We start from the raw sequence: 24,495 nt of genomic DNA, 5'->3' as shown, positions 1-24,495 counted from the left end.
GGTGGGGCGGCCGGCGCTAAGCCGCGGGGCAGTTCTGCCTCGGCCGCTTCGACCCGCCAGGGATGCGGCGCCACGCCGCCCAGCGCGATCCGGCCGCTGCCGTCACGCTGCACCACTGCCCCCACGGCCACCAGGGCAAAGGCAAAGGACGCGCGATCCCGCACCTTTCGATAGCGGTGTACGCCGCCGATCGGCGGTGGCAGCGTGACGGAAGTAATGAGTTCGCCTGCCTCCAGCGTATGGTCGATCTCTGGCGTGTTGCCGGGCTGCCGGTAGAAATCCGCAATCGGGATCACCCGCCGGGTGCTGTCCGGGCGCACGGTTTCGATCTGGGCGTCCAGCAGCCGCATGGCCACCGCCATGTCGCTGGGATGCGTGGCGATGCAGGCATCGCTGGCGCCGATCACGGCCAATTGCCGGGTAACGCCGCCGATGGCCGAACAGCCGCTTCCCGGCGCGCGCTTGTTGCACGGCATGTTCGTGTCGTAGAAGTACGGGCAGCGCGTGCGCTGCAGAAGATTGCCGGCGGTCGTCGCGCGGTTGCGGATCTGTCCCGACGCGCCCGCCAGTATCGCGCGCGACAGCACGGCGTAATCGCGCCGGATGCGGGCATCCGCGGCAAGATCGGTGTTGCGCACCAGACTGCCTATGCGCACGCCGCCTTCCGGGGTTTCGGTGATCTGATCCAAATCCAGACCGTTCACGTCGATCAGATGCGTAGGTGTTTCGACTTCCAGCTTCATCAGGTCGAGCAGATTCGTCCCGCCGGCGATGAAGCGAGCGCCGCGCACCTGGGCGGCGCTCGCCGCGGCTTCGGCGGGCGTGCGGGCGCGCTCGTAGGTGAAGGGCTTCATGCCTTGCCTCCCGCCTTGCCCGCCGCGACGTCCATGATCGCGTCGAGGATGTTCGAATACGCGCCGCATCGGCAGATATTGCCGCTCATGCGTTCACGGATCTCGTCCACGCCCAGCTGCGGGCGGTCGGTCAGGCTGGCGCTGACATGGCTGGGGACGCCCTGCTCGATCTCTTCCAGCATCGCCGCGGCGGAGCATATCTGCCCGGGCGTGCAGTACCCGCATTGGTAGCCGTCATGCTTGATAAAGGCGGCCTGCAACGGATGCAGCGCCGTCGGCGTGCCGAGGCCTTCGATGGTCGTTATCTCGGCCCCATCGTGCATCACGGCCAGCGTCAAACAGGCATTGACGCGCCGGCCATCCAGCAGCACCGTACAGGCGCCGCATTGACCGTGGTCGCAGCCCTTTTTGGTTCCCGTCAATTGTAGATTTTCCCGCAAGGCGTCTAGCAGCGTCGTGCGCATATCCAGCGACAATTCGCGCGCGGCGCCGTTGACGCGCAACGTCACGGTGGCCGCCATCGGCTGCATGGCGCCCTGCGCGGCCTGCTGCGCACAGGTGACCGACGGGGCGGCCACCGCAGTCGCCGATACGGCGCCCGCCTTCAGCAGGTTGCGCCGGGTGATCTTGATTGATAGCGAGTTTTCCAAGGCAACCCCTTTTCTGGTCAAAACTGGGTGCGGACCATGCCGCGATCTTCCGGGGCGTGGGCCAGCAAACTCCATTCCCGGTCATTGCGGGCACCGGCGCTTGCGGCCGGCGGGCCCCACCGCAAGAGCGCGAAGGAAAGACTTGTGTAATTGTTTAAAGCACGCCCGCCCTCTTCTTCACACTCGTTAAAGGGTTTCGAGAAAATCCTGGCGCGTCTCCCGATACATTGCCCGCCAGCGGTCACCCGGCCGCATCGCAAGCAAGGGGAAGGCCGCACATGTCGGAAATCGTTGTCTACGTCAGAAGCCAACCGCAACTGGGCGACCAGATCGTCGCGCTGCCGACGCTGTACCAGTTGAAAAAATGGTGGTCTTCCCGACGCGTCAAGGTGGTTGCCCGCGACGATGTGGGGGGGTTCTACCAGGCGTTGCCCTGGGTCGATGAATTCGTTCGCGCATCCACCTTCAGCGATTACCTGCGCAGCCTGAAGAAAGAGACTCGGGTATCGATCAGCCTGCATCACAGCAGCGAACGTTTCGGCCTGATCAACTTGCTGCGCCTGCCGGCAATCCGCCTTGGCTTCCGCAATGCACGGGTCAGCGATCTGGTCTGGACGCACTGCCATCGCAAGGACACGTCCGAGTACATCGGGCAGGCGAATCTGCGCCTGCTGGCTGCGTACCGTCCATTCGACCTGGAAGGCGCCACGCGAGGGTGCTTCCAGGCGCTGGCACGGACGCACGCACGTACCGTTCAGACGGCGGACGTCGTGATGATTCCCGGCGGCGGCGCGGGCGCGTTCAAGCGATGGAGCCTGACGAACTACTTGCGGCTGGCGGACCGCCTGAAGCGCTTGCTGGGCGGCGACGCGCGTTTCCTGTTCGTGCTGGGGCAGCAAGAGGCAGCGGAACGGAGCGCCCTGGAGGCCATGCGGCGCCCCGACATTTCCATCGCCTACTGCCGGCCGCTTCCCGAGCTAAGCGCCATCATGCTGCGCGCGCGCCTGGTGGTGGCCAATGATTGCGGCCCTTCGCATATTGCGCAAGGCGCCTGCGCGCCCTACGTCGGGATATTCAATGAACCGAACCCGGAATGGTTCTGGCGCCGCCACGGATCGGCCGCCGTCGTTCCGCGCCATCCACGCGACGGCATCGATGCCATCACGCCCGACGATGTCGTGGGCGCCTGCCGACAGGTACTGGAACATCATGCGCATCCTGCATACGCTGGCTGAATACAGTTTGGGGGGGCTGGAATTCCGCACCCTGGAGCAGGCCAGCTGGCTGCAAAGCCATGGCTACGAGGTGGCGATCGCGTGCCCTGCGGGTAGCGCCGTCGGCCACGAAGCTCGGGAGCGCAACCTGACTACGGTCCACATCGACTTCAAGCCGGCCTATTCGCCGTCGACCGTGCTGACGCTGCGGCGCGCCATCAAGGCCTTGCGCATCCAGGTCATCGACAGCCATAGCCGCGCCGATGGCAAGACCGCCGCACTGTGCCGCGACTTGTGCGCCGTCGTCAGGACGCGCCATTTCGCCAAATCCATGCGGACGTCGCCGCGCCGCCGCCTGGAATGGAAGATCGGCTGCGATCACGTCATCGCGACCAGCGAAGTCGGCAAGCAGGAACTGCTGGCGGCGCGCCTGGTTCCGGAAGGCCGGATCAGCGTCGTAGGCGAGTGGGCCGGCGACGATTTCTTCCGGCCAGCCAGCGCACCCGGCACGTCGCTGCGCATTCGCCGCAGCCTGGAGATAGCCGCCCCCGAAAATGCCTACGTCATTACCACCGTCGGCATGCTGCGCCCGGAAAAAGGCCAGGCTGACCTGCTGCGCGTGGTGCAATGGCTGCGCATGTGGGGCGTGCCCGCCGTGGGGCTGGTCGTGGGCATGCCCACTCCCGGCACCAAGCCCTATGCCTACGAGCTATACCGCCTGGCGGTGGATCTTGGGATTGCGGAACATGTGGTCTTCGCTGGCCACCGAACCGATGTCGCGGACATGATCCGGGCAGCCGACGTGGTGCTTGTGCCGTCGGCCACCGAAGCCTGGTCGCGCATCGTTCCCGAAGCGTTCGCTGTCGGCCGGCCGGTCGTCGCCAGCCAGGTGGGCGGGCTGCCGGAGATCGTCACGCCCGGCCACACCGGTTGGCTAGCCGCCCCGGGCGACGTCGCGGGCTATGCCCATTGCATCCAGCAGATTCGCGACCAGCCGCGGCAAACCCGGATCATCGTCGACCACGCCAGAGCGTTCGCGGAAACGAATTTTCGCTTGGGCGCAAAAATGTTCAGTACGCTGGAGGCGTATCGGCAGGCAGCCGGCGGTTGATTCAACAAACTAATCAGCCGCGAATGCCTGTCACGATTCGGATAGGGCTGTCGTCTTTTTCGTGGGCGTTCCTGCAGCCGGATTCCTGTGGCTGGCGCCACTGCAGAAAGACGTCCTTTCTCATTAGGACCATTACTTTTGCCCGGACTTGCGGCGTCACGCAGATTATCTCTTCCATTATTTTCTGCGATGGCCAGACCGCAAGGAAAGAAGCCACAGACACCACTAACGCCCTGTTCAGCATCCCGGATTCGCATTTCTACACGTAACGCGAAGTGTAGATAGAGACGCGGGAGTAAATCGCTAGTAAACGCAAATAAACGGGACAGAAAGTATCTAACTTATTAACTATATCGATTTATTCCGCAATATAGTTTATTTGCGCGTCGCGGCCAATATATTCCGACCCGTCTAATTGGCGAACGCGCGGCGAAGCCGGTCCAGCTCGGCCTTGTTCAGGCGTTTGGCTTCCTGCTCGGCATAATTGCGCTCGCCGGCGTCGTACGATCCTTCGTAGATGCACCGGCTGCGAATGAACTTACAGTTGTCGCTGACCACCCTCTCCGAGGCGGCGCTTGATCCCTCGGCTGAGCCGGAGCCCGACGAACCGGGGAGTATTGAAGAGCACCCGGAAACGAGTGCGGCGAGCACGAGCGCGGCGGCGTAGCGACTCAACGATTGCATGGACATCTTCTTGCCTGATAGCGGTTGCAGGCATCTTTATAGCAATCTCCGGCCCGGAAAAGGGTTCCAAAAGGTACGGAAGAAGCGGGCCGCCGGGGATGCCGCCAAGGAGGCTCCGGCTATCCCGCGCGGCGCATTTTGCGACGCGTCCGCAAGCCGCCACGCGCTGCCCCGCGCGTTCCCCCGGCAGGCCGCTTGCCGCCGCCCTTGCGCCGTTCGGATTTGGCTTGAAGCCTGGCTCGCGCCGTGGCTGCCGCCGCCAGCGCCAGGAGCTTGTCTTCGTCCAGCCGCTCGGCGTCCACGAGCCGCTCGTCCGCCCCCTTCAGGGCAATGAGCAGCTCGTCCAGTTTCAAATGCAGCGCTTGGCCGTCCTTGTTCTGGCTTTGTTGAATCAGAAAGACCATCAGGAACGTGATGATGGTCGTGCCGGTGTTGATCACCAATTGCCACGTCTCGGAATACCCGAAAGCGGGGCCGCAAGCCGCCCACACCAACACGGCGGCAAGCGCACAACCGAAAGCGGTGGGCGAGCCCGCCCACTTCGTAACATGCGCGGCAAAGTGGTCGAAGAACCTTGAGATGACATTCGTCCGCCGGCTGCGGTTTTTTTCAGGCATGGTAGCCACCCACAAGGGATCCAGGTACCACGGGCCCCGAGCAAGTCCCGTGCCCTTGCCCCCCGCTGGCCGTACTAGCCCGTATAGCACCGCAACACTATTGCAGGAACGTCAGCTGCTGCGTAATATTTATCGCCCAATCATCTACTTTTGGAGGTGCGGCAATGCACGATGACATCCGAAAGCTGGGCGCCCAAGCCGCTCGTGATGGATTGACCTTGTGGGATTGTCCCTACTATCAGGCGGCCGTCATGCCAGGGCACACCGGTGAATCAATTGCCGAATGGCGCGAAAAAGTCGAGGCCTGGGAGGCAGGATGGATGGCCGAGACGAAATCCTGGAAACCTCCTAGCGGGGTCGGCAGATATGTGCCGCGTGCAACCGAAAGACGCCGCCATTGAATGACGCCTGAATGACACTGAAGCGCGTCTTCGGCGGGTGACGCAGCCCCGGCATGGCCCTTGCTGAGCCGGGGGCTCACCCAATGCGAGGGAGCCCCATGAAAGCCGATGCGATGACCGAAATCGAAAGCCCTGACCGCGACCCTCGATCCCTGGCGCGGCGACTGAAAGACATTGATGCCCGACGCCCGGACTTCCCTGGCGAACATCTGATCGTGTTCGGCCTGGGCGCCTGGCTGCTCGTGGCGGGCACGCGAGGCAGGAGCCTGGTTGCCCGCGCGGCCCTCACGGCGGCGGGCAGCGCCCTGATCGGCCGGGCGGCCAGCGGCACCGGAGGCATTGCACGCCTGGCCCGAGTACTGAAGCAGGTCAGGTGACGAAGCGCCTTCCGGCGGGTCTTGGCCTGACGGGCGACCGCCTAGCCAAGACCCGCCTGCCAGGTTTCGTGATACGCGATCAGCCGCTCTAGCGCGTACTCGGCGCTGGCACGCCGGATGGCGTTTCGCCCACCGCTGAATTGCACCGTCTCGGAATACACCGAAGGCGAGGCGTCGGCCGCGCCGGACTTGAATACCCAGGCAAAACACTGCGTCCCCGCAGGTATCCGATCGTCGGTGCTATCCGTGACGCCGGTATTCGATATGGCGACATTTGCCCTGCTGTTGCGCGCTGCCCCCAACGCCATCTCCCGGGCCACGGCTTCGCTCGTCAGATTGTGCAGCCGGAGCGTTTTCGCCGAGACACCCAGGCATTTCATCTTGGCTTCGGGAGAGTACGTCACGAACGCGCAGTCCAGCAGGTCGCCCGCCCCGGGCACGTCGGCCAAGGTGGCGGCAATCAATCCCGCCGTGCACGACTCCGCCGTCACCAGCACCAGTGAAGACTCTCGCATGGCATTCGCGACCCGATCTACGGTGTTCATCCGATTTTCCTTCCTTGCCTTGCTCACCTACGCGTTCAGCAAGCGGCGTGCCAGGGCCAGCGCCTGTTCCGCAAGACACATCGCCCACGCCACGGCACGGCGTTTGCTGGAACTCGCCATCCTGTACCCGAAACGGCTGACTGGCCGCCCAAGGAGAAAAAAATGAACTGGTTCTACACGAGCGGCGCGACGCCCCAACCCGGCAAAGACGATGGACCGCCCGCGCAACATCCGGCGGAGATGCCTCCTTCCAAACCCAAACGGGACGACCGCCCGGAACGAGATGGCGGAAAGGAGGCGCCCTGGCCGCCCGACAGCATCCCGAATCCCATGCCGGGCGTGGACCCTCAGCAGACGCCGGGCATTGACAGGCTAGGTCCGCAGGTCATTGCCCCGACCACCCATTGCGCAAGCACTGCTGACCTGCGTTTCCAGAACCTCAAGCCGATTCCAGCTCGCGCTTCCCCGCTTTGAACTGCGCGAAGGTGGGCCCGCCGGGATGCATGCGCAAGCTGTCGCGCAAATGGGTCCAGGGCAAATCCAGAGGATTCATCGGCATCGGCCCGGGGGCCGCGCAGATCAGGATGTCGGCGGCGATGGGCGTGAAGTCCGCCCGGAAATGCGTTGTGCTCTTGAGCACCAGGATGTTCTGCTGCGTAGGCTCGATTCCCACGTAGCGGAACATGGCCTGATCCGCCATTTGCGCTTTATGGGACGCCACGACCACGCGCACTTCACCAATACGCAGGCAGGCGCTTGGCCCCAGCTCCATGCGAAAACCGGAGTAGAAGGGACCGGTTGCAATGAACTTCCCGTCGGACAGCCGCTCCACCACGAAATCCGCTTCGAAAGGCGCATCACCTGGAATCCGAGAATGGCCGCCAAGCGCGATGCGCACCGTTGCGCCCTCGCCCGCCTTGTGGGCCAGCAGAGCCGCTTGCGGATCCACCATCAGTCCCAACGCGCTGCCCGGCACGTTGTAACGCACAAGCGCGCGCAAAATTGCCGTGGTGTCGGAATCTCCGCCTGCGCCGGGATTATCCTGCGCGTCGGCAATGACGACCGGTTTAGAGGCGCTGGCAGCCAGCTCCGCCGCATGCACCACCGCTTCTTCCGGTGAATACAGCTTGCCCGCAAACGCGGCTTCGGCCGCCTCGACATCCGCTGCCAGCGCATCGGCCGCGGCATCCGCCGCCGATTGCGTATCGGCATAGGCCCACACGAGCGCGCCACAGTCCGGAAAGTCTGCGGCGGGAAAGCCCATGCAGAAGGACATGCTGGAAATTCCCTGCGCGGCCTCCAGCGTTTCAAGACGCTCGTAAAGTCCTTTGGCCGGCATGGCCATCGTGCTTTGCCAGCAGGTGGGCAACAGATACGAAATGCGGCGGGCAGCCACGCTTGGACGCGGCATGCCGTCAAGCCGCTGTTGCATGAAGGCAAAGGCGCGAGCGCCCGTGTCAGCCATATCAACGTGGGGATACGTGCGGTAGGCGATCAGTGCATCCGCCTCTTTCAGCATGCGTTCGGTCACGTTGGCGTGCAGGTCCAGGCTGGCGACGAGCGGCACATCAGGACCGATCAGTTCGCGCACGCGGCGCAGCACTTCCCCTTCGCCATCGTCGTAATGCTCGGCGACCATTGCGCCATGAAGATCAAGATAGACGCCATCCGCAGGCAGCGCCGCGGCGATGTCCGCAAGCAAGATCGCCGTAATGCGCTCGAACGCATCGCGCGTTACGTGCGCCGAAGGGCTGGCGGCACACCACAACGTGGGGATCAAGGTGTGCTTGTGCCCACGCGCCGCAGCCACGAAGCCCGCCGCAGGAATATTGGCGCCGTGGATGGCCGGAAATACTTCCTCGCCGCGAGCCATGCCAGGCCAGCCTCCGCCCAGCTTGAAGGCGTCCCAATCTGCCTTGCTGGGTGCAAACGTATTCGTTTCGTGCTGAAAGCCGCCAACAATAATGCGCATCTTGCGCTCCTGTGCAATGGAAAAAACGGTTAGACCACCAACATCCCCGGGCGATGGACCAGGGCTGGATCCAGCGGGCCCTGTCCATCGAATGCTTGGCCAGCGCTTCACGCCGCGCGCAAAGCGCGGAAATTGCGGAAATCCCAATCCCGCCCGGGTGCCGCCTCAGTCAATTCGCGGGTGTAGGCCTGCTGCGGGGCCGTCAACACGCGGGCGGCAGGACCGGACTCAATGACACGTCCCTTCTGCATGACCACAATGCTGTCGCAGATCTGGGCCGCCACGCGCAAATCGTGCGTGATGAATAGGATCGCCACGCCCGTACGGGCCCGGATCTCTTCCAGCAGCTTGAGAACCTGATCCTGCACCGATACGTCCAGGGCGGAAACCGCCTCATCGGCGACCAGCAGGTCGGGCTCCATCACGACGGCGCGGGCAATACACAGGCGTTGACGCTGGCCGCCCGAGAACTGGTGGGGATAGCGGCGCATCACGTCGCGCCCAAGGCCCACCAGCTCCAGTGCCTGCGCGGCTTTCTCGCGGGCTTCGGTGGTTGCAACGCCAAAGTTGACCAAGCCCTCGATCAGCGAATCGCCCACCTGACGCCGCGGATTCAACGAACGATAGGGATCCTGGAAGATCATCTGTACACGGGTCCGCCGTAGCCGCATCTGGGCGGTCGATACCTGCACGATGTCCTCGTCCTTGAGGAAAATGGCGCCCGCGCTAGGCTCAATCAACCTGACGACACAGCGTGCGACCGTCGACTTTCCTGAACCCGATTCACCCACCACCCCGGCGATTTCACCGCGCCGTACGGTCAAGGCCACATCTTTGGCTGCCGCGACCACACGCGCCGCGCCAAAAAAAGGCTTTTCCTTGTAGGTCTTGTCCAGCCCGATGACTTCCAGCACTTTTTCCCCGCTCGGCAAGGCCCGCTGCTGCGGCACCAGGCTGGGCACCGAAGACACCAGCATGCGCGTGTACGCTTGCGACGGCCGGGAAAGTACCTGATCGCGCGTACCTGTCTCTACGACGCTGCCTCGGTTCATGACCACAATGCGATCGGCAATCTCGGCCACTACGCCGAAATCGTGCGTGATGAACACCACGGCGGTGCGCTGGCGCTCCTGAAGCTCCCGGATCAGGGTCAGGATCTGCTTTTGCGTGGTCACGTCCAACGCGGTGGTAGGCTCATCCGCGATCAGCACTTGCGGCTTCAGGATCAAGGCCATCGCGATCACGATGCGCTGACGCTGCCCGCCGGATAATTGATGGGGGTAAGCGTTGTAGACCCGTTCGATGTCGGGCAAATGCACGGACTCCAGCATTGCCAAGACCTGTTTGCGCCGCTCGGATGCACCCAGGCGGCTGTGCAAGCGCAACACCTCATCTATTTGCCTGCCCACCTTTTGCACCGGATTCAACGCCGTCATGGGCTCTTGAAAAACCATGGCGATCCGGGAAGCGCGCAGGGCGCGCAGGCGGTCAGGCGTAGCGCGCAGCACATCATCGTTGCCAAGCAGAATGGTGCCGTCCGTCGCGGTAAGCACGCCCCTGGGCAGCAGTCCCATGGCCGCCAACGACGTCACGGATTTTCCCGACCCGGACTCGCCCACCACGCACAGGGTTTCACCGGGATAGACCTCGAAGGATATATTCTCGATCACCGGACGACGGGCGGCGCCATGGCCGGCTTGCACGGTAAGTGCCGAGATCTGCAGCGCAGGCGCCTGGCCTGTTTCGCGATTAGCGGATGTCGTTTTCATAAAGTCGTGAATCCTGGGTAAGCCATCAGAAGCGGCGCGAGAATCGCGGATCGAGCGCGTCGCGCAGCGCGTCGCCAAGAATGTTCACGCTCAGTACCGTCAACGACAACAGGAGTCCCGGATACAGGATCAGGCCTGGCAGCATCTGGAAGTACACGCGCCCCTCGGCCATTACGTTGCCCCAGGACGGCGTTTCCGGCGGAATCCCCGCCCCAAGAAAGCTCAGTACCGACTCCGTCAGAATCGCCGCGGCGAAGATATAGGTGCCTTGCACGATGAGCGGCGCATAGGTATTGGGCAGCATGTGCCGCAGCACCAGAACCGGCACCCGGGTACCCAGCGAAACCGCCGCTTCAACATAGGGTTCGTTGCGAACGGACAGGATTACGCTGCGCACCATCCGCGCCACCCGAGGAATCTCCGGGATGGAAATCGCCACCAGCACCGTGAACAGACTGGCCCCGGACAAGGACACCAGCGCAATCGCCAGCAATATGCCGGGAATGGCCATCACCCCATCCAGGAAGCGCATGATGATGGTGTCGGCGGACTTGAAGTATCCGGCCAGGATCCCCAGGACCAAGCCGGCCAGCAAGCTGGCCGCGACCGCGCCCAACCCCACCACCAAGGACACGCGGGCGCCGAAAAGCGTGCGCGAGTAAACATCGCGGCCATACGCATCGGTACCCAGCCAGTGCTCGGCGGACATCGGCTTCAGGCGTATGGCCGGATCCATCAGCGTGGGGTCCACGGTTCCCAGCCACGGGGCAAAAATCGTACCGATCAGCAACAGGCTCAATAAGGCGATTGCCAGCATGGCCGGCCAGGCCGCCATGGTGGTTTTGAGTTGCCCCAGGATCGAAGACGTGGCGGCGGCCTCGACGGCAGGCGCGCCAGGCGCCGGCAAAGATGAAGTCGTAGCAGACATGGCATGCGCACCTTTAATAACGAATGCGCGGATCAAGAACGGTGTACGAAAGATCGATCACCAAATTGATTCCGACATAGACCAATGAGAAGAGCAGGATCATGGCTTGAATGACGGGATAATCCCGCGCCAGGACGGCGTCCACGACCAAGCGCCCCAGGCCCGGAATGTTGAACACCGATTCCGTCACCACCACGCCGCCGATAAGCATCGCAATACTGACCCCGATGATCGTGACGATGGGAACGGCGGCATTGCCCAGCGCATGGCGCAGCAACACGCCGCTTTCGCGCAGCCCCTTGGCGCGCGCCGTGCGGATGAAGTCTTCCTGCATGACTTCAATCACGCTGCTGCGCACGATGCGCGCGATCAGGGCGACATACACGGTGCTCAAGGCCAGGGTGGGCAGGACCAATCGCTGCGCGAACTGCCACCCGCCCTCGGACATCGGCTGATAGCCCTGCACGGGGAACCAGCCAAGCTGCATCGAAAAAACCAGGATCAAGACGTAGCCAATGATGAAGACCGGCACGGAAAATCCGACGACCGAACCTGCCATGATGGCGCGATCCAGCAATTTCCCCTGCCGCCACGCCGCCACGATGCCAAGAGGAATGGCGACAAGCACCGTAAAGACGATGGTCGACAGGGACAGCGCGACGGACGGCCCGATGCGGTCGGCGATGAGACTGGACACCGGTGCATCGGAAATCAACGAGGTGCCCAGATCTCCCTGTGCCAATTGGCCCACCCAAATCGAAAACTGATCCGGGATGGACTTATCCAGCCCCATGTTCTTGCGTATTTGGTCTATCTGAGCCGAGGTGGCCCCGTCGCCAGCAATGATGGCGGCGGGATCCCCGGGTGTCAGACGCAACATGGCAAAAACAATGATGGCGACCACCACCAATACCGGAATGACCGACAACAGGCGCTTCAAAAGAAATCCAGGCATGGCCGACTCACTTACCGGTTTTTTGGAGGTCCCAGAACACGGGAACCGGAGCCACCACCACACCCGTTAGTTGCTTGCCCGTGGCGGACAGGTTTGAAAACTGGCCCAAGGGCACGATGACGCCTTCATCGATCACCAGTTCCTGGATCTCGTCAGCCAGGCGCTTGAGCACGGCCGGATCATTCGTGCGCGCAAACTGAGCCCGGCGCTTTTCGATCTCGGGCACATCCGGCCAGCCGAACCACGCATCCTTGCCGTTCGCGGCCACGCCCATGAAGGCAAGCGGGTCCCGGATATCCGCAATCACCGTATAGGTGCCGAAAATATTCCATCCGCCCTTGGCCGCCGGTTCGTGAGACGCGCGGCGATTAAGCACCGTCTGCCAGTCCATGGATTGCAGATCCACCTTGAAGCCGGCCTTGCGCAGCGATTGCGCAACCACCTGCAGGATGGGCGCCGAGCCCGGATTGTCCGACGGCATCAGTATCACGACCGGCGTGCCGTCGTAATTGGCCTCTTTCAGTAAAGCAGCAGCCTTGACCGGGTCGCCTTTCACCAGTTTTTCGGCGCCGATGCTGCTTTCGTAGGGGCCGCCGCAGCCAAATACGGCAGCGCAGGTCTGGAAGTACTTGGGATTGCCGATCTGCGCCTGCAGCACCTCTTTCTGATCAACCGCCAGTACCGCAGCTTGTCGAATCAGCTTGTTGTTGAACGGCGGCTGCTCGAAATTGAAGCGGATCTCGGATTGCCCGCCTTGCGAGGTCAGGACATGTAGATTGATGTCTTTATTGCCTTCCAGCATCGGCAACAGATCGAAGGGCGCTTTTTCAAGAAAATCGATTTCCTTGTTGATCAACGCGTTCACCGCCGTCATCTGATCCGGCATGGTCACCCATTTGACCTTGTCCACCTTGACGACCTTGCCCCCCGCCAGGCCGCTGGCAGGCTCCTTGCGCGGAACATAGTCCGTGTTCTTCGCGTAGACCACCTGCACGCCCGGCTTGTATTCCTCGGTCACGAAGCGGAACGGGCCCGAGCCGATGGTCTCTTTGATCGCTTGCGACGGCGGCGTATTGGCGACGCGTTCGGGCATCATGAAGGCGGGGATGGCACTGGGCTTGGCCAAGGCACGCACCGCCAGATCCGTGGCCTCGGAAAAGCGCATGACAAACGTCTTGTCATCAACCGCTTCCATGCCGGACATCATCGAGGCCATCATCTGGCCCATTTTGTCCTGCGATGCCCAACGCTTGATCGACGCGATGCAGTCGGCCGACGTCACCGGCTTGCCGTCATGCCACTTCAGGCCTTCTCGCAAGACGAAGGTATAGGTCTTGCCGTCATCGGAGGCTTTCCAGGATTCCAGCATCTGAGGCTGAATCTTGTTGTCCCCATCCAGGGCGAACAGCGTGTCATACACCATGTAGCCATGGTTCCGGACGATATAGCCGGTGGTAATCACCGGGTCCAATGAACGCAAAGCGGCATGCATCACCGCCGTGACGGTCTGCGCCTGAACGGGCGCGAATGCGGCCGTTCCAAACAACGCGCTGGCGGTCAGCGCCAGCCGTACTGCCTGCAATGCCATCGATTGCTTTCGTGCCATGTTTTTTTCCCCTTGGTCTAAAAGAATGAAAGCTGCTTAGAAGTAAGTGCGAATGGCTCCTACCACGTCGTACCGCTCGTCCACCATCAGAATGGCCTCCCACTTGTCGAACGTCAGACACGGGTGCGAAATGCCAAAACACACCATGTCGCCCACGCGCAAGGGCGAATCGACGGGAACACTCATGTGGCAGTGCTGATCATCCAGGCCCGTCGCCACGTGACCTTGCGACAAGGGTGAAGGCGCCGCGCCGACGCCGGGCACGGCATTCGTGGCCGGCCGGAACCACCCCATCACGGGGGGCATGTGGTCGGGTGAAATATCGCGCTTTCCAAGATTGACAACGACCTTTCCCGCCTCGGGCCGGGACTGCACATAGCCCCAGACTTCCAGCGCCGGCCGCAAGCCATGGCCCAAGCTGGCAACATCCGGACTGCGATCCTGCAACCGCGCGAACGCCTCTTTATAAAGATGGGAATCGTGCGTCAGGTAGCAACCGCTGCGGGTCAACACCATGTGCTCGCGCGACAAGCGCAGCGAGGAAAAGTGTCGTGTCACCAGGTCGTAGAAAGACGACCCGCCGGCGCTCAGCAGAATCGGGCCGGCGGCAAAGGCCTGCTGGGCTTCACATGCCTGCACGGTCGCAATCATGCGGGCGAGAAAGGCCGCAATCTGCGTTTCCACATCCTGGTCGGGCAAGGGCTTGATCAAGCCCTCGAATCCTTCCACCCCCCGCAGGGCCAGATAAGGAGACGCCTGCTTCAGCGCGGCAATCACCGCTTGCACGCACGCATCGTCCCGGCACCCGGTACGGCCGCCGGCGTATCCCACTTCAAGCAGCACCTGCAACGGCCTGCCGATATCGGCCTCTCTGGCGGCCTGAGCCAGTGCGTTCACGTGCGCCGCGTCGTCCACCAGGCAATAGAAATCGAAGCCGGGGTCGTCGCGCAATGCCTGCAATATGTACGCGACAGCCTGCTTGCCGACCAGCTGGTTCGCCAGCACAACCCGCTTCGCGCCGAACTGGCGAGCGACCTGAACCTGATGGCAGGTCGCCAGCGTGATGCCCCAGGCGCCATCGCGGCGTTGCAGATCAAACAGCTGGGGGCTCATCGTGGTCTTGCCGTGAGGCGCGAAAATCGAGCCGCGCTCTTCCAGAAACCGGCGCATCCAGTCACTGTTGTGATGCAAGGCGTCTTGCCTGATCACTGCCAGCGGCAGCGGCAAATCCTCGCGCAATACGTTCCATCCCTGCTTCGCGACGTCGTCGATGGGTACCGACCCGATCACGCCCGGCATCCCTTTCACGCAGGCATCCAGGGGCGCATGTGCGCGCGTGGCCACGATATGTTCAGAGGCAAAATGGTTCATCGTCGTATCCGCCTCAAGCCGCTTGCTTGTTCAAGGCCGGACCCACACCCTTGCGCTCGACAATCAAGCCGTAGTGCTGCGGTTCGCGATGGCGCGCGAAATCAAAAAATGTCTCGCGATACACCTTGCTCATGTCGAGATCGCAGCGCGCGGTCAAGAGTTCGTCTTCCAGTGTTGTCGCCATCGCCACGATTTCGCCGGAAGGCGCGATGATGGCGCTCTGCCCGATCATCAGGGACCCTTCTTCGCGGCCGCACTTGGCCGTGCCCACGACCCAGGTGCTGTTCTGATACGCCCCCGCCTGCATGGCCAGGTGGTTATGGAAATTGGACAAGCCATCCACCGCGCCGTCGCCGGTATGGTCATTGGGCGTGTTGTAGCCCAGCACGATAAGTTCGGCCCCTTGCAGGGCCATCACCCGATAGGTTTCGGGCCAGCGCCGGTCATTGCACAAGCACATGCCCACCACGCCGCCAAAGGCGTCCCATACGGGAAAACCCAAATTGCCCGGTTCAAAATAACGCTTCTCCAGATGCTGGGAGTCGCGGCCGGGCTGCGGCTCCACATGCCCGGGCAAATGGATCTTGCGGTACTTGCCAATGATCTCCCCGTCTGCGCCGACCAGGATGGACGTGTTGTAGTGGTGCGTCTTGCCGTCTTCGACGGCCAGCTCCGCATACCCGATATAGAAGCCGATGCCCAAGGCGCGCGCCTCATCGAACAAGGGCTGCGTCTGCGGATTCGGCATTTCCGTCTCGTACCAGGCGTCCAGCTGGGGGCCGCTTTGAATCAGCCAGCGCGGAAAGAACGTGGTCAGGGCCAGCTCGGGAAAAACCACGAGTTCGCAGCCGCGCGCACTGGCTTGCCGAAGCAATGCGATCAGCCGCTTGACCACCGCTTCCCTGCCCTCTGCCTTGGCAATCGGGCCAAGCTGCGCCGCGCCGATCGTGATATGCCGTGCCATCGTTGTCTCTCCGTGAGGTCGACCTGCGTGTGGTCGCTGATGGCTGCATAGTCACCTTGATCAGAAGACGATACAAACGACTTATACTGGCCCAGCCCATTAGCAGTACTAATCTCAGGCCAGACAATCGCCGGGATCGGGCAACGCACAATTTGCTGCACCGCGATGACGCTTTTTTCGCACCGTCTCATGCCAATCCTGCACCAAGCCGGGGAACGGCCAGCCTACTAACGAAGCAGATGATGAAGACGCGTTTCTCACCCTCTCTATTGACTTGGTTGCGCTGCTTCGAGGCCGTTGCACGCTGCGGGAGCTTTACGCGTGCAGCGCAAGAACTTCACATTACCCAGGGCGCGGTAAGCCAACAAATCAAGCAACTTGAAGGTTGGCTTGAAGTCCCCGTGCTGCAGCGATTACCCAGGGAAGTGTTGCTTACCGCGGAAGGCGAACGATTGCGTTGCGTGGTCAGCGATGCATTTCGCTGCATGGATACGGTCATCGGTGAAATCCGCCAGGAACGCATTTCGGCGCCCATGGAAATGATTTGCGCGCCCTCGTTTGCCATGCGCTGGCTGATGCCTCGCATGGGAGACTTTTTTCGGTGCCATCCTGATATCCCTCTACGCGTGCAGGCGGAAGTGCAGCCGCTGGACGACAAGCACCCTCCTGGCAAACACATCGACGCCATGATTTGCTTCACGCCCGCACAGACGGCCCCCAACCAGGGCGTGGCAATGCTGGATGAATGGATCTTTCCCGTTGCCAGTCCGGAATTCCTGGCAGCGCACCCCGAAATCCTGACGCCTCACGACCTGCGAGCGAATTTCCTGCTGCATGACGATTCCGCATGGTCGGGCGCCCCCGCCCTGATCGAATGGCGCACGTGGCTGGAACATGCCGGCGTGGATCTGCCGGACTTGCACCTGGGCCAACGCTTCAACCTGTCGCAATTGGCGGTAGGCTCGGCCATGACCGGGCAAGGCATCGCGATGGGACGCGCGGCGATCGTTTTCGAAGATGTACAGGCAGGCCGATTGATCGATGTATTCGGCATCTTCGCCCCCTCGCCCGCCTCGTACTTCTTCGCGACGGCGCACCAGCCGTCCGAACAGATCGCCGCCCTGCAGGGTTGGATGCTTGCCGAAGCCGACGAATTCCGCCATCAACGCGATCAGCATTTCGCGCAGCATGCCGCGTTTACCCGCCAGACCCCGTCCCTGCAATTGCACATGCTGAACAACCGAAGCTGAGGCAGGGCGTTGCTCGTCACTGGCGACGGCGGAGTTTTTGTTTATCTTTGCGGCTAGAAGGTAGTAGATTCTAATTCTGACCCTGACCGGAATTCGGTTGAACGATCCGCCTACCCGCATTCGACCAATGACCGCGAGGCCGCGGACGAAGCGTCGGCTGAATGCACCATGGAAGCCCAACTGGAGCTTCAATGAACATGTTGCTTCGCCACCCTCTGGCCCTGATCGTCCTGGCCCAGCTTTGCGGCACCTCGTTATGGTTCAGCCCGAATAGCGCTGCAGACAGTCTATCTGCCGAATGGGCGCTTACGACTGCACAGTTCGGCCAATTGACGGGCGCCACGCAGATCGGTTTTATCCTGGGCTCACTGACCCTGGCCGCCAGTGGCGTCGCGGACCGTTTCCCGGCCAGCAAGTTATTTGCCAGCGCTTGCTTTTTGGGCGCGGTTTTCAACGCATGCTTTGCGTTGCTTGCGTCGGACTTCCACCAAGGACTGGTTCTGCGGTTTGCGGTCGGGATCTGCCTGGCAGGGATATACCCTCTTGGCATGAAAATGGTCATCGGCTGGACCCAAACGGCCGCGGGTTCAACATTGGGGCTATTGGTCGGCATGCTTACGCTGGGCACGGCCCTGCCCCACGCGGTACGCGCGGGAGGGGGAAGCCTTTCCTGGCACGGCGTGGTTCTGGCTTCCAGCCTGCTGGCAATCGCTGGCGGCGCGCTGGTCCAGGCGCTGGGAGATGGGCCGTATCTACCCCGCGCGAAAGCCGCGCAGGCCGGATGGGGAAAGGCGCTCAAGGCGTTCAAGGGCACGGATTTCCGCGCCTCGGCGCTCGCCTATTTCGGGCACATGTGGGAACTCTATGCGTTCTGGACCTTGGTTCCATTTTTCATAAATGACTTAATCAGCACGTCCGATTTCGCGTCGGACTCAGGTAGCGCGCTTGCGCCCGCCCTGTCATTTTCCGTTATCGGAATAGGCGCATTGGGTAGCGTAATTGCGGGCAGATTAAGTCAACGTGTGGGCAGCCCGATAGTGGCCGCGGCATCTTTAGGAACATCCGGACTGATGTGCCTTGCTTACCCTTTTGCCAGGCCATTTGGCATGTTGCTTTGTATTCCCATGCTGCTGCTCTGGGGCCTGACAGTCATCTCTGATTCCGCGCAATTTTCTGCGATTTCCGCACGCGCATGCCCGCCTGAACTCGTCGGTGGCGCACTGGCGATCCAAAACAGTATTGGATTCCTGATTACCGTATTTTCAATCACGTTAGTGACTCACAGTTTTCCGACCCTAGGCGTCGGCGTCGCATGGTATCTGCTACCGGGCCCATTACTGGGTCTGGCTTGTTTCATGCCCGTCCTTCTGAAATTCAGGGCGCCTGGGTAGGCGTATAGCGCCGGCCAGTCACGAGAACTGCGGGAATCTCGGAATGGCGCCCAAGCATCGATTACGATGGAGCACCTGTCTTTGAGCACCCGAGAAAAGGGATCTTGCAGGTAGCCATGTACGCCTTGTATTTCTCATTCTCGGTTGTCTAACAATGACGCTCTATCTCGTGGTGGCGGCCGGCGCCGTTGTAGCAGGCTTTGTTCAGGGACTCTCTGGCTTTGCCTTCGGCCTTGTTGCCATGTCGTTCTGGGTGTGGGCAGTTGACCCAAAAGTCGCAGCCACACTGACGGTATTTGGCGGCCTTTTAGGGCAACTGATCGCCGCGTTTTCGGTCAGGCGTGGCTTCAAATGGAACCAGTTGCTGCCGTTTGTCCTGGGAGGCATCGCCGGCATCCCGGTGGGCGTCTGGCTCTTGCCGCTGGTGGACGCCAACACGTTCAAAATCGGCCTTGGCGTCATCCTGCTGATTTGGTGCCCGGCCATGCTCTTTGCACAGCGCATTCCGAAGATCGACGCGGGCGGCAAGCTGGCCGATGCGGTGGCCGGCCTGGCGGGAGGCGTATTAGGCGGGTTCGGCGGTTTCACCGGCGTAATCCCCACGTTGTGGTGCGTGTTACGCGGATTCCCGAGAGAAGAGCAGCGCGCGATCATCCAGAACTTCAACCTGGCGATGCTCATCGTCATCATGGGCACCTACATCGCGACCGGCCTCGTCACCAAGGCCACGCTGCCATTGTTCGCGATCGTTGCCCCTGCCATGCTGATTCCCACGTTTCTCGGCACGCGGATGTACAAAGGAATATCCGACCTGCGGTTCCGGCAGATCGTCCTTGGCTTGCTGACAGCGTCGGGATTGATGATGTTGACGTCGGGCCTGTGGGCGTTCGCAAAAGCCTGATCCGCCACGTGGCGGGTAGCCTTCTGAAGCCGGTGCTGACGTAATCGTTCAGCACGTCAGGATGTCACGACCTTCCAGAATGCGCGCGCGGGCTTGGTCGCCAGGCTGTGGCGTATGCCCCGTAAGTCGTTGTATTTTTTGACGATTCTGGCGCGGCAGGAGGGGCTCGAACCCCCGACCCCGGGCTTAGAAGGCCCGTGCTCTATCCAGCTGAGCTACTGCCGCGCAGTTTGTTGACGTCCCGGAAGATGTCCGGGCGCCGCATTTTACCTTGTTGCGGAAAAAGGTGGGCGGGCGCGGTGCCGCCCTACTCTTCTTCTATGTCCGCGTGGGTGGACACCCACAGCACGATGGCGTCGTTTTCGCTCAGGCTGATCACCCGGTGCCCCATGCGGCTGTCGATATAGAAGCTTTCGCCGGCCCTCAGCCGGGCCGGTTCATAGAACTCGGTGTACAGCTGCACCTCGCCTTCCAGCACGTAGACGAATTCTTCGCCGCCATGGCGGCTCCAGTCCTGGAAATCGTCGAAAGCGCGCGCCTTGACGCGGGTGTGGAACGGCATCATGCGCTTGTGCGACAGGGCGGTGCACAGCAGCCGGTGGTCGTAATACGGTGTTTCGTACTGGCGCCCTTCGCCCTGGCGGCTGAGGCTGCGGCGGCCGGTGCCCATGTGGGCGTCGGACGCGGTGAAGAGTTCGGCCACGTCCAGGTCCAGGCCGGCGGCGATCTTGATCAGGTTGTCATAGGTGGGCGACAGCAGGCTGTTTTCGATCTTGGACAGCGTGGACGCGGCGACGCCGGTGGCGGCCGCCGCCTGCTTCAGTGTCCAATCGCGCGCCTGGCGCAGGGCTCGCAGCCGTTGTGCCAGTGCGCTCTGTTTGTTGCCTTGCATCCTGTGTACCTTGTCATGCCCGCGTTGTGCGCTCCCGCCACCAGTCGCGCGCCTGGTAAGACCAATAGGTCAGTTGAACCGCCGCCGTGCCCAGCCCGCCGCCGTTCCATGCCAGCCCGAAAGGTTGGAACAGCTTGTAGCGCTGGGTGTCGCCCGTGATCCCTTCGGCGACGACGCGCCCGCCGATCGAGGTGGTATTCATGCCATGGCCGCCGAACGCCGTGCAATACCACACGTCCTGCGCCAGCAGGCCGATCTGCGGCATCAGATGGCGGGCGTAGGCCATGCGCCCCGACCATGCGGTCTCGACGCGCACCCCCTGCAATTGAGGGTAGACGGACAGCAATTCTCGGCGCAGGGACTCGGCCAGATCCGGCGGGTCGTCGACACGGGTGGTGATTCTACTGCCCCAGCCGATGCGGCCGCCATCCAGTACCCGGTAATAGTTGCCGGCGCGCCGGTCGTCGCCGATGGCTGCCGTGCTGCGGATGGCGTCGTGCACCCGGTCGCCCAAGGGTTCGGTCAGCATGATGTAGGTGGCAATGGGCAGCATGGCCCGGCGCAGCGCCGGCACGACGTCGCCCGTGTAGCCGCCGGTGGCCAGCACCACGGCACGGGCGTCGACCTGCCCCTGCGCGGTCTGCAAGTGCTTGACCGCGCCGTTCAGCGTGGCGCCGGTCACGGCGGAATCTTCGTGGACGCGCACGCCCAGCCGGGCGCATTCGCGGGCCAGCGCCCGGGCATAGTTCAACGGGTGGAAATGAAACGAAGCGGGGTCTTCGACGCCCTGGTGATAGACGTCCGATACCAGGCGTTCGCGCACCTGGCTGCGTGTGAGGAAGCGCACGTCGCGACCGAAGTCGCGGCGCTGGGCGTCGCACCACTGGTTCAATGCATCGGTCGCTTCGTAGCGCACCACGCGCAAGCGTCCATCAACCTTTTGTGCATCGGCGATGGCCAGGCTGCGGATATTGTCGCGGATGATTTCCACGCCTTCCATCGACAGTCGGTAGAGCTGCCGGTAGTGGTCTTCGTCGACGTGCCGTTTGATGGCGTCGGCGCCGGCCGAGAAGGCGGGCGACACCGATCCGCCGTTGCGTCCCGACGCGCCCCAGGCGATGCGCCGGCCTTCCAGCAGGGTGACGCTACGGCCGCGGCGGGCAAGTTCCAGTGCGGTGGACAGGCCGGCCAGGCCGCCGCCGACCACGCAGACGTCGGTGCTGCATGCGCCCGCCAGCGGCGGGTAGTAGGTCGCGCTGTCGGAGAGCGTGCGCTTGTAATAGGTATCGATGTACTCGGAGGCCATGCCGGTGGGAGTCCGTGTCAGTGCAGGCTTGCGCCCTGCAATCCGCCCGTCAGGCGCTTTTCCAGCCAGTTGGCCAGGCGCAGCAACGGGTAGCAGTAGATGAAATAGATGGCGGCGATCATGCCGTAGATAAACAGCGACTTGGCGGGAAAGGTGATGATGAACACCTCGCCTTGCCGGGTCAGTTCGGTAATGCCGACCACCGACAGGATGGCCGTGCTTTTAATCAGCATGACGTAGACGCCGCTCATTGGCTGCACGATCAGCCGCATGGCTTGCGGCAGGATGACCAGCCGCAGGATCTGCAGGGGACGCAGGCCGAGAGTCATCGCGCCTTCGGTCTGGCCGCGCGGCACCGACTGGATGGCGCCCATGACGATTTCGGCGACATAGCAGGATGTATAGACGGACAGCGACACAAACGCCGCGGTGGCCGAGTCCCAATGCAGCAGTTCGATCCCCGAGCTGGGCAACACGAAATAGAAGATGTAGAGCTGCACCAGGAACGGCGTGCCGCGCAGGACATGGATATACAGGCCCAACAGCTGGTGGATGCCGCGGATGCGGTAGCTGCGGATCACGCCGATCACAAACCCCAGCAACGAGCCCGCGATGATGGCCACGAACGAGATCTTCAGCGTTTCCCAAAAGCCCTTCAGCAGGAAGGGCAGCACGACGCCAGCGGTGGAAAGATAGGAATCCAGCATGCTTACCTCGCGTTCCAGGCCGGACCCGCCAGCCAGAGGCTGACGCCCCGGGACAACAACAGCATGACGCCGTAGATCAGCAGATAGCCAGCGGCGATGGTCAGGAAGCTTTCATTGGGCACGATGCGGTCGCTATTCATCTGCACGCCGGCCGCGACCAGTTCAAACACCGTGATCAACGACAGCAGCGAGGTGTCCTTGATCAACACGGCGGTCTGGCCCAACAGGGGCGGCAGCGTGTTGACGAACGCCTGCGGCAGCACCACGTAGCGCAGCCGCTGCTGATAATTCATGCCGCACGCCTTGGCGCCTTCCACCTGGCCACGCGGCACGGACTCGATGCCCACGCGGATGATCTCGCTCATGTAGGCGGCGTGGTGCAAGGTCATCGCCAGGATGCCCAGCACCATCTCGCTCCAGCCCTTGGCGCCCGGCATCAGCATGGGCACGGCGTAATAGACCAGGTAGATCTGCACCAGCAGGGGCGTGGAACGGATGAACTGCACGTATGCGGCCACGGGGCGCCAAACGGCGGCTTTGGACGACATGTGCAAAAGCGCCAGGGGCACGCCCGCCAACACCGACAGCACAAGGCTTGCGCCCGCGGCGATCAGGGTGTTGGTCAGGCCTGTCGCGAATTGGTCCGCGTACTGGCTGACGATGCGCCAGTTGTAGTAATCGATCAGCCAGTCCATGGGCGGTCCGGTCTCCCCGTAGCGGTTCTAGCGATTAATGGTCTTTCTTCCAGTCGGTGGAGTACCAGTACTTCACCTGCTCGGGCAGCGTGTTGTCGGCGGTCTTCAGGGTTTGCCAGTTGTCCAGCCAGAACTTCAGGCGGAAGGCGTTGGGACCGACGGCGAAGGCCAGGGGCTCGCGCACCATCACGCCGTCCAGCACGCGCAGGTTGCCGAAGTCGACCAGAAACTGGTTGGCGGTGGACATGGACATGATGCCGGCGTCCAGGCGGCCGCTGGACAAGGCCTGGCCAACCGGCGCGCTGCCCCCCGAGAACTCTTTCATGGTGGCCTTGGGCAGCATCTTCTTGCCCACTTCGGCGTAGGTGCTGGCACCCAGCACGCCGACGTTGACACCGGCCTTGTCCAGTTCCTCGTACGACTTGTACGGGGAATCCTTGGGCACCACGGCCACGGTTTCGGCGTAGAACATCGGCGCCGAGAACAGCACCTGGGCCGCGCGCTGCGGCGTGGGCGTCATGTCGGCGGCGACCATGTCGGCTTTGCCCGACAGCAACGCCGGCAACAGGCCCTTCCATTCATAGTCTTGCAGCACCAATTTCACGCCCAGGTCGTCGGCCATGCGCTTGGCGACTTCCACCGCCAGGCCCGTGCGCTTGCCCGTCTTGTCCATGAAGCTCATCAGGGGCCCGGATGTCTGGACCGCCACGCGCAATTCGCCGCGCTTGATGATGTCGCCCAGTTCGTCGGCCTGCGCGGGCAACGCCACGGTGGCGGCCGCCAGCGCGACACCGGCCACGCCCAGCCATTGTTTGATTTTCAGCATTTGAATGTCCCCTAGAGGTGGATGAAACCTTGTCATTCCGGGCAAAGCACGTTGTGTTGCCGCAAGGCCGGCAGCGCCCGGATCAGCCGGAGCGGCCTCGCTTGGACTACAAAATCTTTTCCAGGAAGGCGCGGGTACGCGCCTCCTTCGGGTGGCAGAACACCTCGTCGGGCGTGCCCATTTCCACAATGCGGCCCGCATCCATGAACAAGGCCCGGTCGCCGACGTCGCGCGCAAACCCCATTTCGTGAGTGACGACCGCCATGGTCATGCCGTCGCGAGCCAGACCGCGCATCAATTCCAGGATGCCGCCGACGGTTTCCGGGTCCAGCGCGGACGTGGCTTCGTCGAACAGCATCAACTTGGGGTCCATGGCCAGCGCGCGGGCGATGGCCACGCGCTGCTGCTGGCCGCCGGACAGCTGGCTGGGGTAGCGTTGGCCGAAATCGCCCATCCCTACGCGGCCCAGCAGGTCGCGGGCATAGCGTTCGGCGTCGGGGGGGGGGGGG

General features: G+C 62.6%; 26 protein-coding genes and 1 tRNA gene. 8 read left to right on the top strand and 19 right to left on the bottom strand.

The annotated features are described in order from the left end of the window. Positions 1-854 (bottom strand): FAD binding domain-containing protein (locus tag ACE039_RS28800; protein ID WP_485824025.1); only part of this gene is annotated, 854 nt, incomplete at its 3' end. Continuing rightward, positions 851-1,504 carry an aldehyde dehydrogenase iron-sulfur subunit PaoA gene (gene paoA / locus ACE039_RS28795; RefSeq protein ID WP_448711641.1) on the bottom strand — a complete coding sequence of 218 codons (654 nt, stop codon included), beginning with the start codon at positions 1,502-1,504 and terminating at the stop codon, positions 851-853. The genes ACE039_RS28800 and paoA, both read right to left, overlap by 4 nt. 278 nt (positions 1,505-1,782) lie before the next feature. On the opposite strand from paoA, the gene ACE039_RS28790 reads away from it, so the two are divergent. Beyond that, a complete protein-coding gene (locus tag ACE039_RS28790) occupies positions 1,783-2,739 on the top strand; it encodes a glycosyltransferase family 9 protein (protein ID WP_485824024.1) in 957 nt (318 codons plus the stop codon). Then, positions 2,714-3,829 (top strand): glycosyltransferase family 4 protein, encoded by a 1,116-nt coding sequence (locus tag ACE039_RS28785; RefSeq protein ID WP_485824023.1) that lies wholly within the window; start codon positions 2,714-2,716, stop codon positions 3,827-3,829. Before ACE039_RS28790 ends, ACE039_RS28785 begins: the two co-directional genes overlap by 26 nt. Before the next feature lie 411 nt (positions 3,830-4,240). Here ACE039_RS28785 and ACE039_RS28780 read toward each other — a convergent pair whose 3' ends face one another. Both ACE039_RS28780 and ACE039_RS28775 read right to left on the bottom strand, forming a co-directional pair. After that, a complete protein-coding gene (locus ACE039_RS28780; protein ID WP_448711647.1) occupies positions 4,241-4,519 on the bottom strand; it encodes a hypothetical protein in 279 nt (92 codons plus the stop codon). Positions 4,520-4,632: 113 nt separating this feature from the next. Further along, the gene (locus ACE039_RS28775; RefSeq protein WP_448711648.1) at positions 4,633-5,130 is read right to left on the bottom strand and encodes a low affinity iron permease family protein; all 498 of its coding nucleotides are present in this window, start codon (positions 5,128-5,130) and stop codon (positions 4,633-4,635) included. A 164-nt stretch (positions 5,131-5,294) separates the two neighbouring features. Between ACE039_RS28775 and ACE039_RS28770 the strand changes: the two genes are divergently transcribed. Further along, positions 5,295-5,531, top strand: coding sequence for a CrpP-related protein (locus ACE039_RS28770; RefSeq protein WP_485824022.1), 237 nt, complete (start codon positions 5,295-5,297; stop codon positions 5,529-5,531). 98 nt (positions 5,532-5,629) lie between these two features. Next, the gene (locus ACE039_RS28765; RefSeq protein WP_448711650.1) at positions 5,630-5,908 is read left to right on the top strand and encodes a hypothetical protein; all 279 of its coding nucleotides are present in this window, start codon (positions 5,630-5,632) and stop codon (positions 5,906-5,908) included. Between the two features lie 41 nt (positions 5,909-5,949). On the opposite strand, the gene ACE039_RS28760 is transcribed toward ACE039_RS28765, so the two are convergent. After that, positions 5,950-6,453 carry a CinA family protein gene (locus ACE039_RS28760; protein ID WP_448711651.1) on the bottom strand — a complete coding sequence of 168 codons (504 nt, stop codon included), beginning with the start codon at positions 6,451-6,453 and terminating at the stop codon, positions 5,950-5,952. Positions 6,454-6,615: 162 nt separating this feature from the next. Here ACE039_RS28760 and ACE039_RS28755 point away from each other — a divergent pair, with 162 nt between their 5' ends. After that, positions 6,616-6,927, top strand: a complete 312-nt coding sequence (locus ACE039_RS28755) for a hypothetical protein (RefSeq protein WP_448711653.1) — start codon at positions 6,616-6,618, stop codon at positions 6,925-6,927. Here ACE039_RS28755 and ACE039_RS28750 read toward each other — a convergent pair. The 7 genes from ACE039_RS28750 to ACE039_RS28720 all read right to left on the bottom strand — a co-directional run bounded on the left by ACE039_RS28750 (position 6,893) and on the right by ACE039_RS28720 (position 16,018). Beyond that, positions 6,893-8,425: a M81 family metallopeptidase gene (locus ACE039_RS28750; RefSeq protein ID WP_448711677.1), complete on the bottom strand. Its 1,533-nt coding sequence runs from the start codon at positions 8,423-8,425 to the stop codon at positions 6,893-6,895. The two genes, ACE039_RS28755 and ACE039_RS28750, sit on opposite strands and share 35 nt — an antisense overlap. Before the next feature lie 107 nt (positions 8,426-8,532). After that, a complete protein-coding gene (locus ACE039_RS28745) occupies positions 8,533-10,194 on the bottom strand; it encodes a dipeptide ABC transporter ATP-binding protein (RefSeq protein ID WP_485824098.1) in 1,662 nt (553 codons plus the stop codon). A 25-nt stretch (positions 10,195-10,219) separates the two neighbouring features. Beyond that, positions 10,220-11,122: an ABC transporter permease gene (locus tag ACE039_RS28740; RefSeq protein ID WP_485824021.1), complete on the bottom strand. Its 903-nt coding sequence runs from the start codon at positions 11,120-11,122 to the stop codon at positions 10,220-10,222. A 13-nt stretch (positions 11,123-11,135) separates the two neighbouring features. Further along, entirely contained in the window at positions 11,136-12,077 is a 942-nt protein-coding gene (locus ACE039_RS28735) for an ABC transporter permease (RefSeq protein WP_485824097.1), read from the bottom strand. Positions 12,078-12,084: 7 nt separating this feature from the next. After that, positions 12,085-13,683, bottom strand: a complete 1,599-nt coding sequence (locus tag ACE039_RS28730) for an ABC transporter substrate-binding protein (protein ID WP_485824020.1) — start codon at positions 13,681-13,683, stop codon at positions 12,085-12,087. A 36-nt stretch (positions 13,684-13,719) separates the two neighbouring features. Next, on the bottom strand, positions 13,720-15,054 hold the full coding sequence (locus ACE039_RS28725; RefSeq protein ID WP_485824019.1) for an amino acid deaminase: 1,335 nt from the start codon (positions 15,052-15,054) through the stop codon (positions 13,720-13,722). Between the two features lie 13 nt (positions 15,055-15,067). Next, positions 15,068-16,018, bottom strand: coding sequence for an N-carbamoyl-D-amino-acid hydrolase (locus ACE039_RS28720; protein ID WP_485824018.1), 951 nt, complete (start codon positions 16,016-16,018; stop codon positions 15,068-15,070). 56 nt (positions 16,019-16,074) lie between these two features. Here ACE039_RS28720 and ACE039_RS28715 point away from each other — a divergent pair, with 56 nt between their 5' ends. The 3 genes from ACE039_RS28715 (at position 16,075) to ACE039_RS28705 (ending at position 19,560) form a co-directional block, all read left to right on the top strand. Continuing rightward, positions 16,075-17,268: a LysR family transcriptional regulator gene (locus ACE039_RS28715; protein WP_485821241.1), complete on the top strand. Its 1,194-nt coding sequence runs from the start codon at positions 16,075-16,077 to the stop codon at positions 17,266-17,268. Positions 17,269-17,459: 191 nt separating this feature from the next. After that, positions 17,460-18,659, top strand: coding sequence for an MFS transporter (locus ACE039_RS28710; protein WP_485824017.1), 1,200 nt, complete (start codon positions 17,460-17,462; stop codon positions 18,657-18,659). Between the two features lie 154 nt (positions 18,660-18,813). Then, positions 18,814-19,560: a sulfite exporter TauE/SafE family protein gene (locus ACE039_RS28705; protein WP_313461758.1), complete on the top strand. Its 747-nt coding sequence runs from the start codon at positions 18,814-18,816 to the stop codon at positions 19,558-19,560. Between the two features lie 148 nt (positions 19,561-19,708). Here ACE039_RS28705 and ACE039_RS28700 read toward each other — a convergent pair. From ACE039_RS28700 to ACE039_RS28670, 7 genes are all read right to left on the bottom strand, one after another. Next, positions 19,709-19,785 (bottom strand) — tRNA-Arg (locus ACE039_RS28700). 82 nt (positions 19,786-19,867) lie between these two features. Then, positions 19,868-20,452 (bottom strand): helix-turn-helix domain-containing protein, encoded by a 585-nt coding sequence (locus ACE039_RS28695; protein ID WP_485824016.1) that lies wholly within the window; start codon positions 20,450-20,452, stop codon positions 19,868-19,870. A 13-nt stretch (positions 20,453-20,465) separates the two neighbouring features. After that, positions 20,466-21,758 carry an NAD(P)/FAD-dependent oxidoreductase gene (locus tag ACE039_RS28690; RefSeq protein ID WP_485824015.1) on the bottom strand — a complete coding sequence of 431 codons (1,293 nt, stop codon included), beginning with the start codon at positions 21,756-21,758 and terminating at the stop codon, positions 20,466-20,468. 17 nt (positions 21,759-21,775) lie between these two features. After that, entirely contained in the window at positions 21,776-22,465 is a 690-nt protein-coding gene (locus tag ACE039_RS28685; protein WP_313461752.1) for an amino acid ABC transporter permease, read from the bottom strand. Positions 22,466-22,467: 2 nt separating this feature from the next. Next, on the bottom strand, positions 22,468-23,160 hold the full coding sequence (locus ACE039_RS28680; RefSeq protein WP_485824014.1) for an amino acid ABC transporter permease: 693 nt from the start codon (positions 23,158-23,160) through the stop codon (positions 22,468-22,470). Positions 23,161-23,194: 34 nt separating this feature from the next. Continuing rightward, entirely contained in the window at positions 23,195-23,986 is a 792-nt protein-coding gene (locus tag ACE039_RS28675) for an ABC transporter substrate-binding protein (protein ID WP_105557365.1), read from the bottom strand. Positions 23,987-24,092: 106 nt separating this feature from the next. Then, positions 24,093-24,495 (bottom strand): amino acid ABC transporter ATP-binding protein (locus tag ACE039_RS28670; protein WP_485824013.1); only part of this gene is annotated, 403 nt, incomplete at its 5' end.

Source organism: Achromobacter maghribensis, assembly GCF_057334215.1.
The sequence above is the reverse complement of the archived record's forward strand: the minus strand, read 5'-3'. Positions and strand labels throughout refer to the sequence as shown.

What these genes read in the sequence shown, in the direction of transcription:
- ACE039_RS28790 (WP_485824024.1), top strand. Translation starts at nt 1,783, where the DNA reads ATGTCGGAAATCGTTGTCTACGTCAGAAGCCAACCGCAACTGGGCGAC.
- ACE039_RS28785 (WP_485824023.1), top strand. Translation starts at nt 2,714, where the DNA reads ATGCGCATCCTGCATACGCTGGCTGAATACAGTTTGGGGGGGCTGGAA.
- ACE039_RS28780 (WP_448711647.1), bottom strand. Translation starts at nt 4,519, where the DNA reads ATGTCCATGCAATCGTTGAGTCGCTACGCCGCCGCGCTCGTGCTCGCC.
- ACE039_RS28775 (WP_448711648.1), bottom strand. Translation starts at nt 5,130, where the DNA reads ATGCCTGAAAAAAACCGCAGCCGGCGGACGAATGTCATCTCAAGGTTC.
- ACE039_RS28770 (WP_485824022.1), top strand. Translation starts at nt 5,295, where the DNA reads ATGCACGATGACATCCGAAAGCTGGGCGCCCAAGCCGCTCGTGATGGA.
- ACE039_RS28765 (WP_448711650.1), top strand. Translation starts at nt 5,630, where the DNA reads ATGAAAGCCGATGCGATGACCGAAATCGAAAGCCCTGACCGCGACCCT.
- ACE039_RS28760 (WP_448711651.1), bottom strand. Translation starts at nt 6,453, where the DNA reads ATGAACACCGTAGATCGGGTCGCGAATGCCATGCGAGAGTCTTCACTG.
- ACE039_RS28755 (WP_448711653.1), top strand. Translation starts at nt 6,616, where the DNA reads ATGAACTGGTTCTACACGAGCGGCGCGACGCCCCAACCCGGCAAAGAC.
- ACE039_RS28750 (WP_448711677.1), bottom strand. Translation starts at nt 8,425, where the DNA reads ATGCGCATTATTGTTGGCGGCTTTCAGCACGAAACGAATACGTTTGCA.
- ACE039_RS28745 (WP_485824098.1), bottom strand. Translation starts at nt 10,194, where the DNA reads ATGAAAACGACATCCGCTAATCGCGAAACAGGCCAGGCGCCTGCGCTG.
- ACE039_RS28740 (WP_485824021.1), bottom strand. Translation starts at nt 11,122, where the DNA reads ATGTCTGCTACGACTTCATCTTTGCCGGCGCCTGGCGCGCCTGCCGTC.
- ACE039_RS28735 (WP_485824097.1), bottom strand. Translation starts at nt 12,077, where the DNA reads ATGCCTGGATTTCTTTTGAAGCGCCTGTTGTCGGTCATTCCGGTATTG.
- ACE039_RS28730 (WP_485824020.1), bottom strand. Translation starts at nt 13,683, where the DNA reads ATGGCACGAAAGCAATCGATGGCATTGCAGGCAGTACGGCTGGCGCTG.
- ACE039_RS28725 (WP_485824019.1), bottom strand. Translation starts at nt 15,054, where the DNA reads ATGAACCATTTTGCCTCTGAACATATCGTGGCCACGCGCGCACATGCG.
- ACE039_RS28720 (WP_485824018.1), bottom strand. Translation starts at nt 16,018, where the DNA reads ATGGCACGGCATATCACGATCGGCGCGGCGCAGCTTGGCCCGATTGCC.
- ACE039_RS28710 (WP_485824017.1), top strand. Translation starts at nt 17,460, where the DNA reads ATGAACATGTTGCTTCGCCACCCTCTGGCCCTGATCGTCCTGGCCCAG.
- ACE039_RS28705 (WP_313461758.1), top strand. Translation starts at nt 18,814, where the DNA reads ATGACGCTCTATCTCGTGGTGGCGGCCGGCGCCGTTGTAGCAGGCTTT.
- ACE039_RS28695 (WP_485824016.1), bottom strand. Translation starts at nt 20,452, where the DNA reads ATGCAAGGCAACAAACAGAGCGCACTGGCACAACGGCTGCGAGCCCTG.
- ACE039_RS28690 (WP_485824015.1), bottom strand. Translation starts at nt 21,758, where the DNA reads ATGGCCTCCGAGTACATCGATACCTATTACAAGCGCACGCTCTCCGAC.
- ACE039_RS28685 (WP_313461752.1), bottom strand. Translation starts at nt 22,465, where the DNA reads ATGCTGGATTCCTATCTTTCCACCGCTGGCGTCGTGCTGCCCTTCCTG.
- ACE039_RS28680 (WP_485824014.1), bottom strand. Translation starts at nt 23,160, where the DNA reads ATGGACTGGCTGATCGATTACTACAACTGGCGCATCGTCAGCCAGTAC.
- ACE039_RS28675 (WP_105557365.1), bottom strand. Translation starts at nt 23,986, where the DNA reads ATGCTGAAAATCAAACAATGGCTGGGCGTGGCCGGTGTCGCGCTGGCG.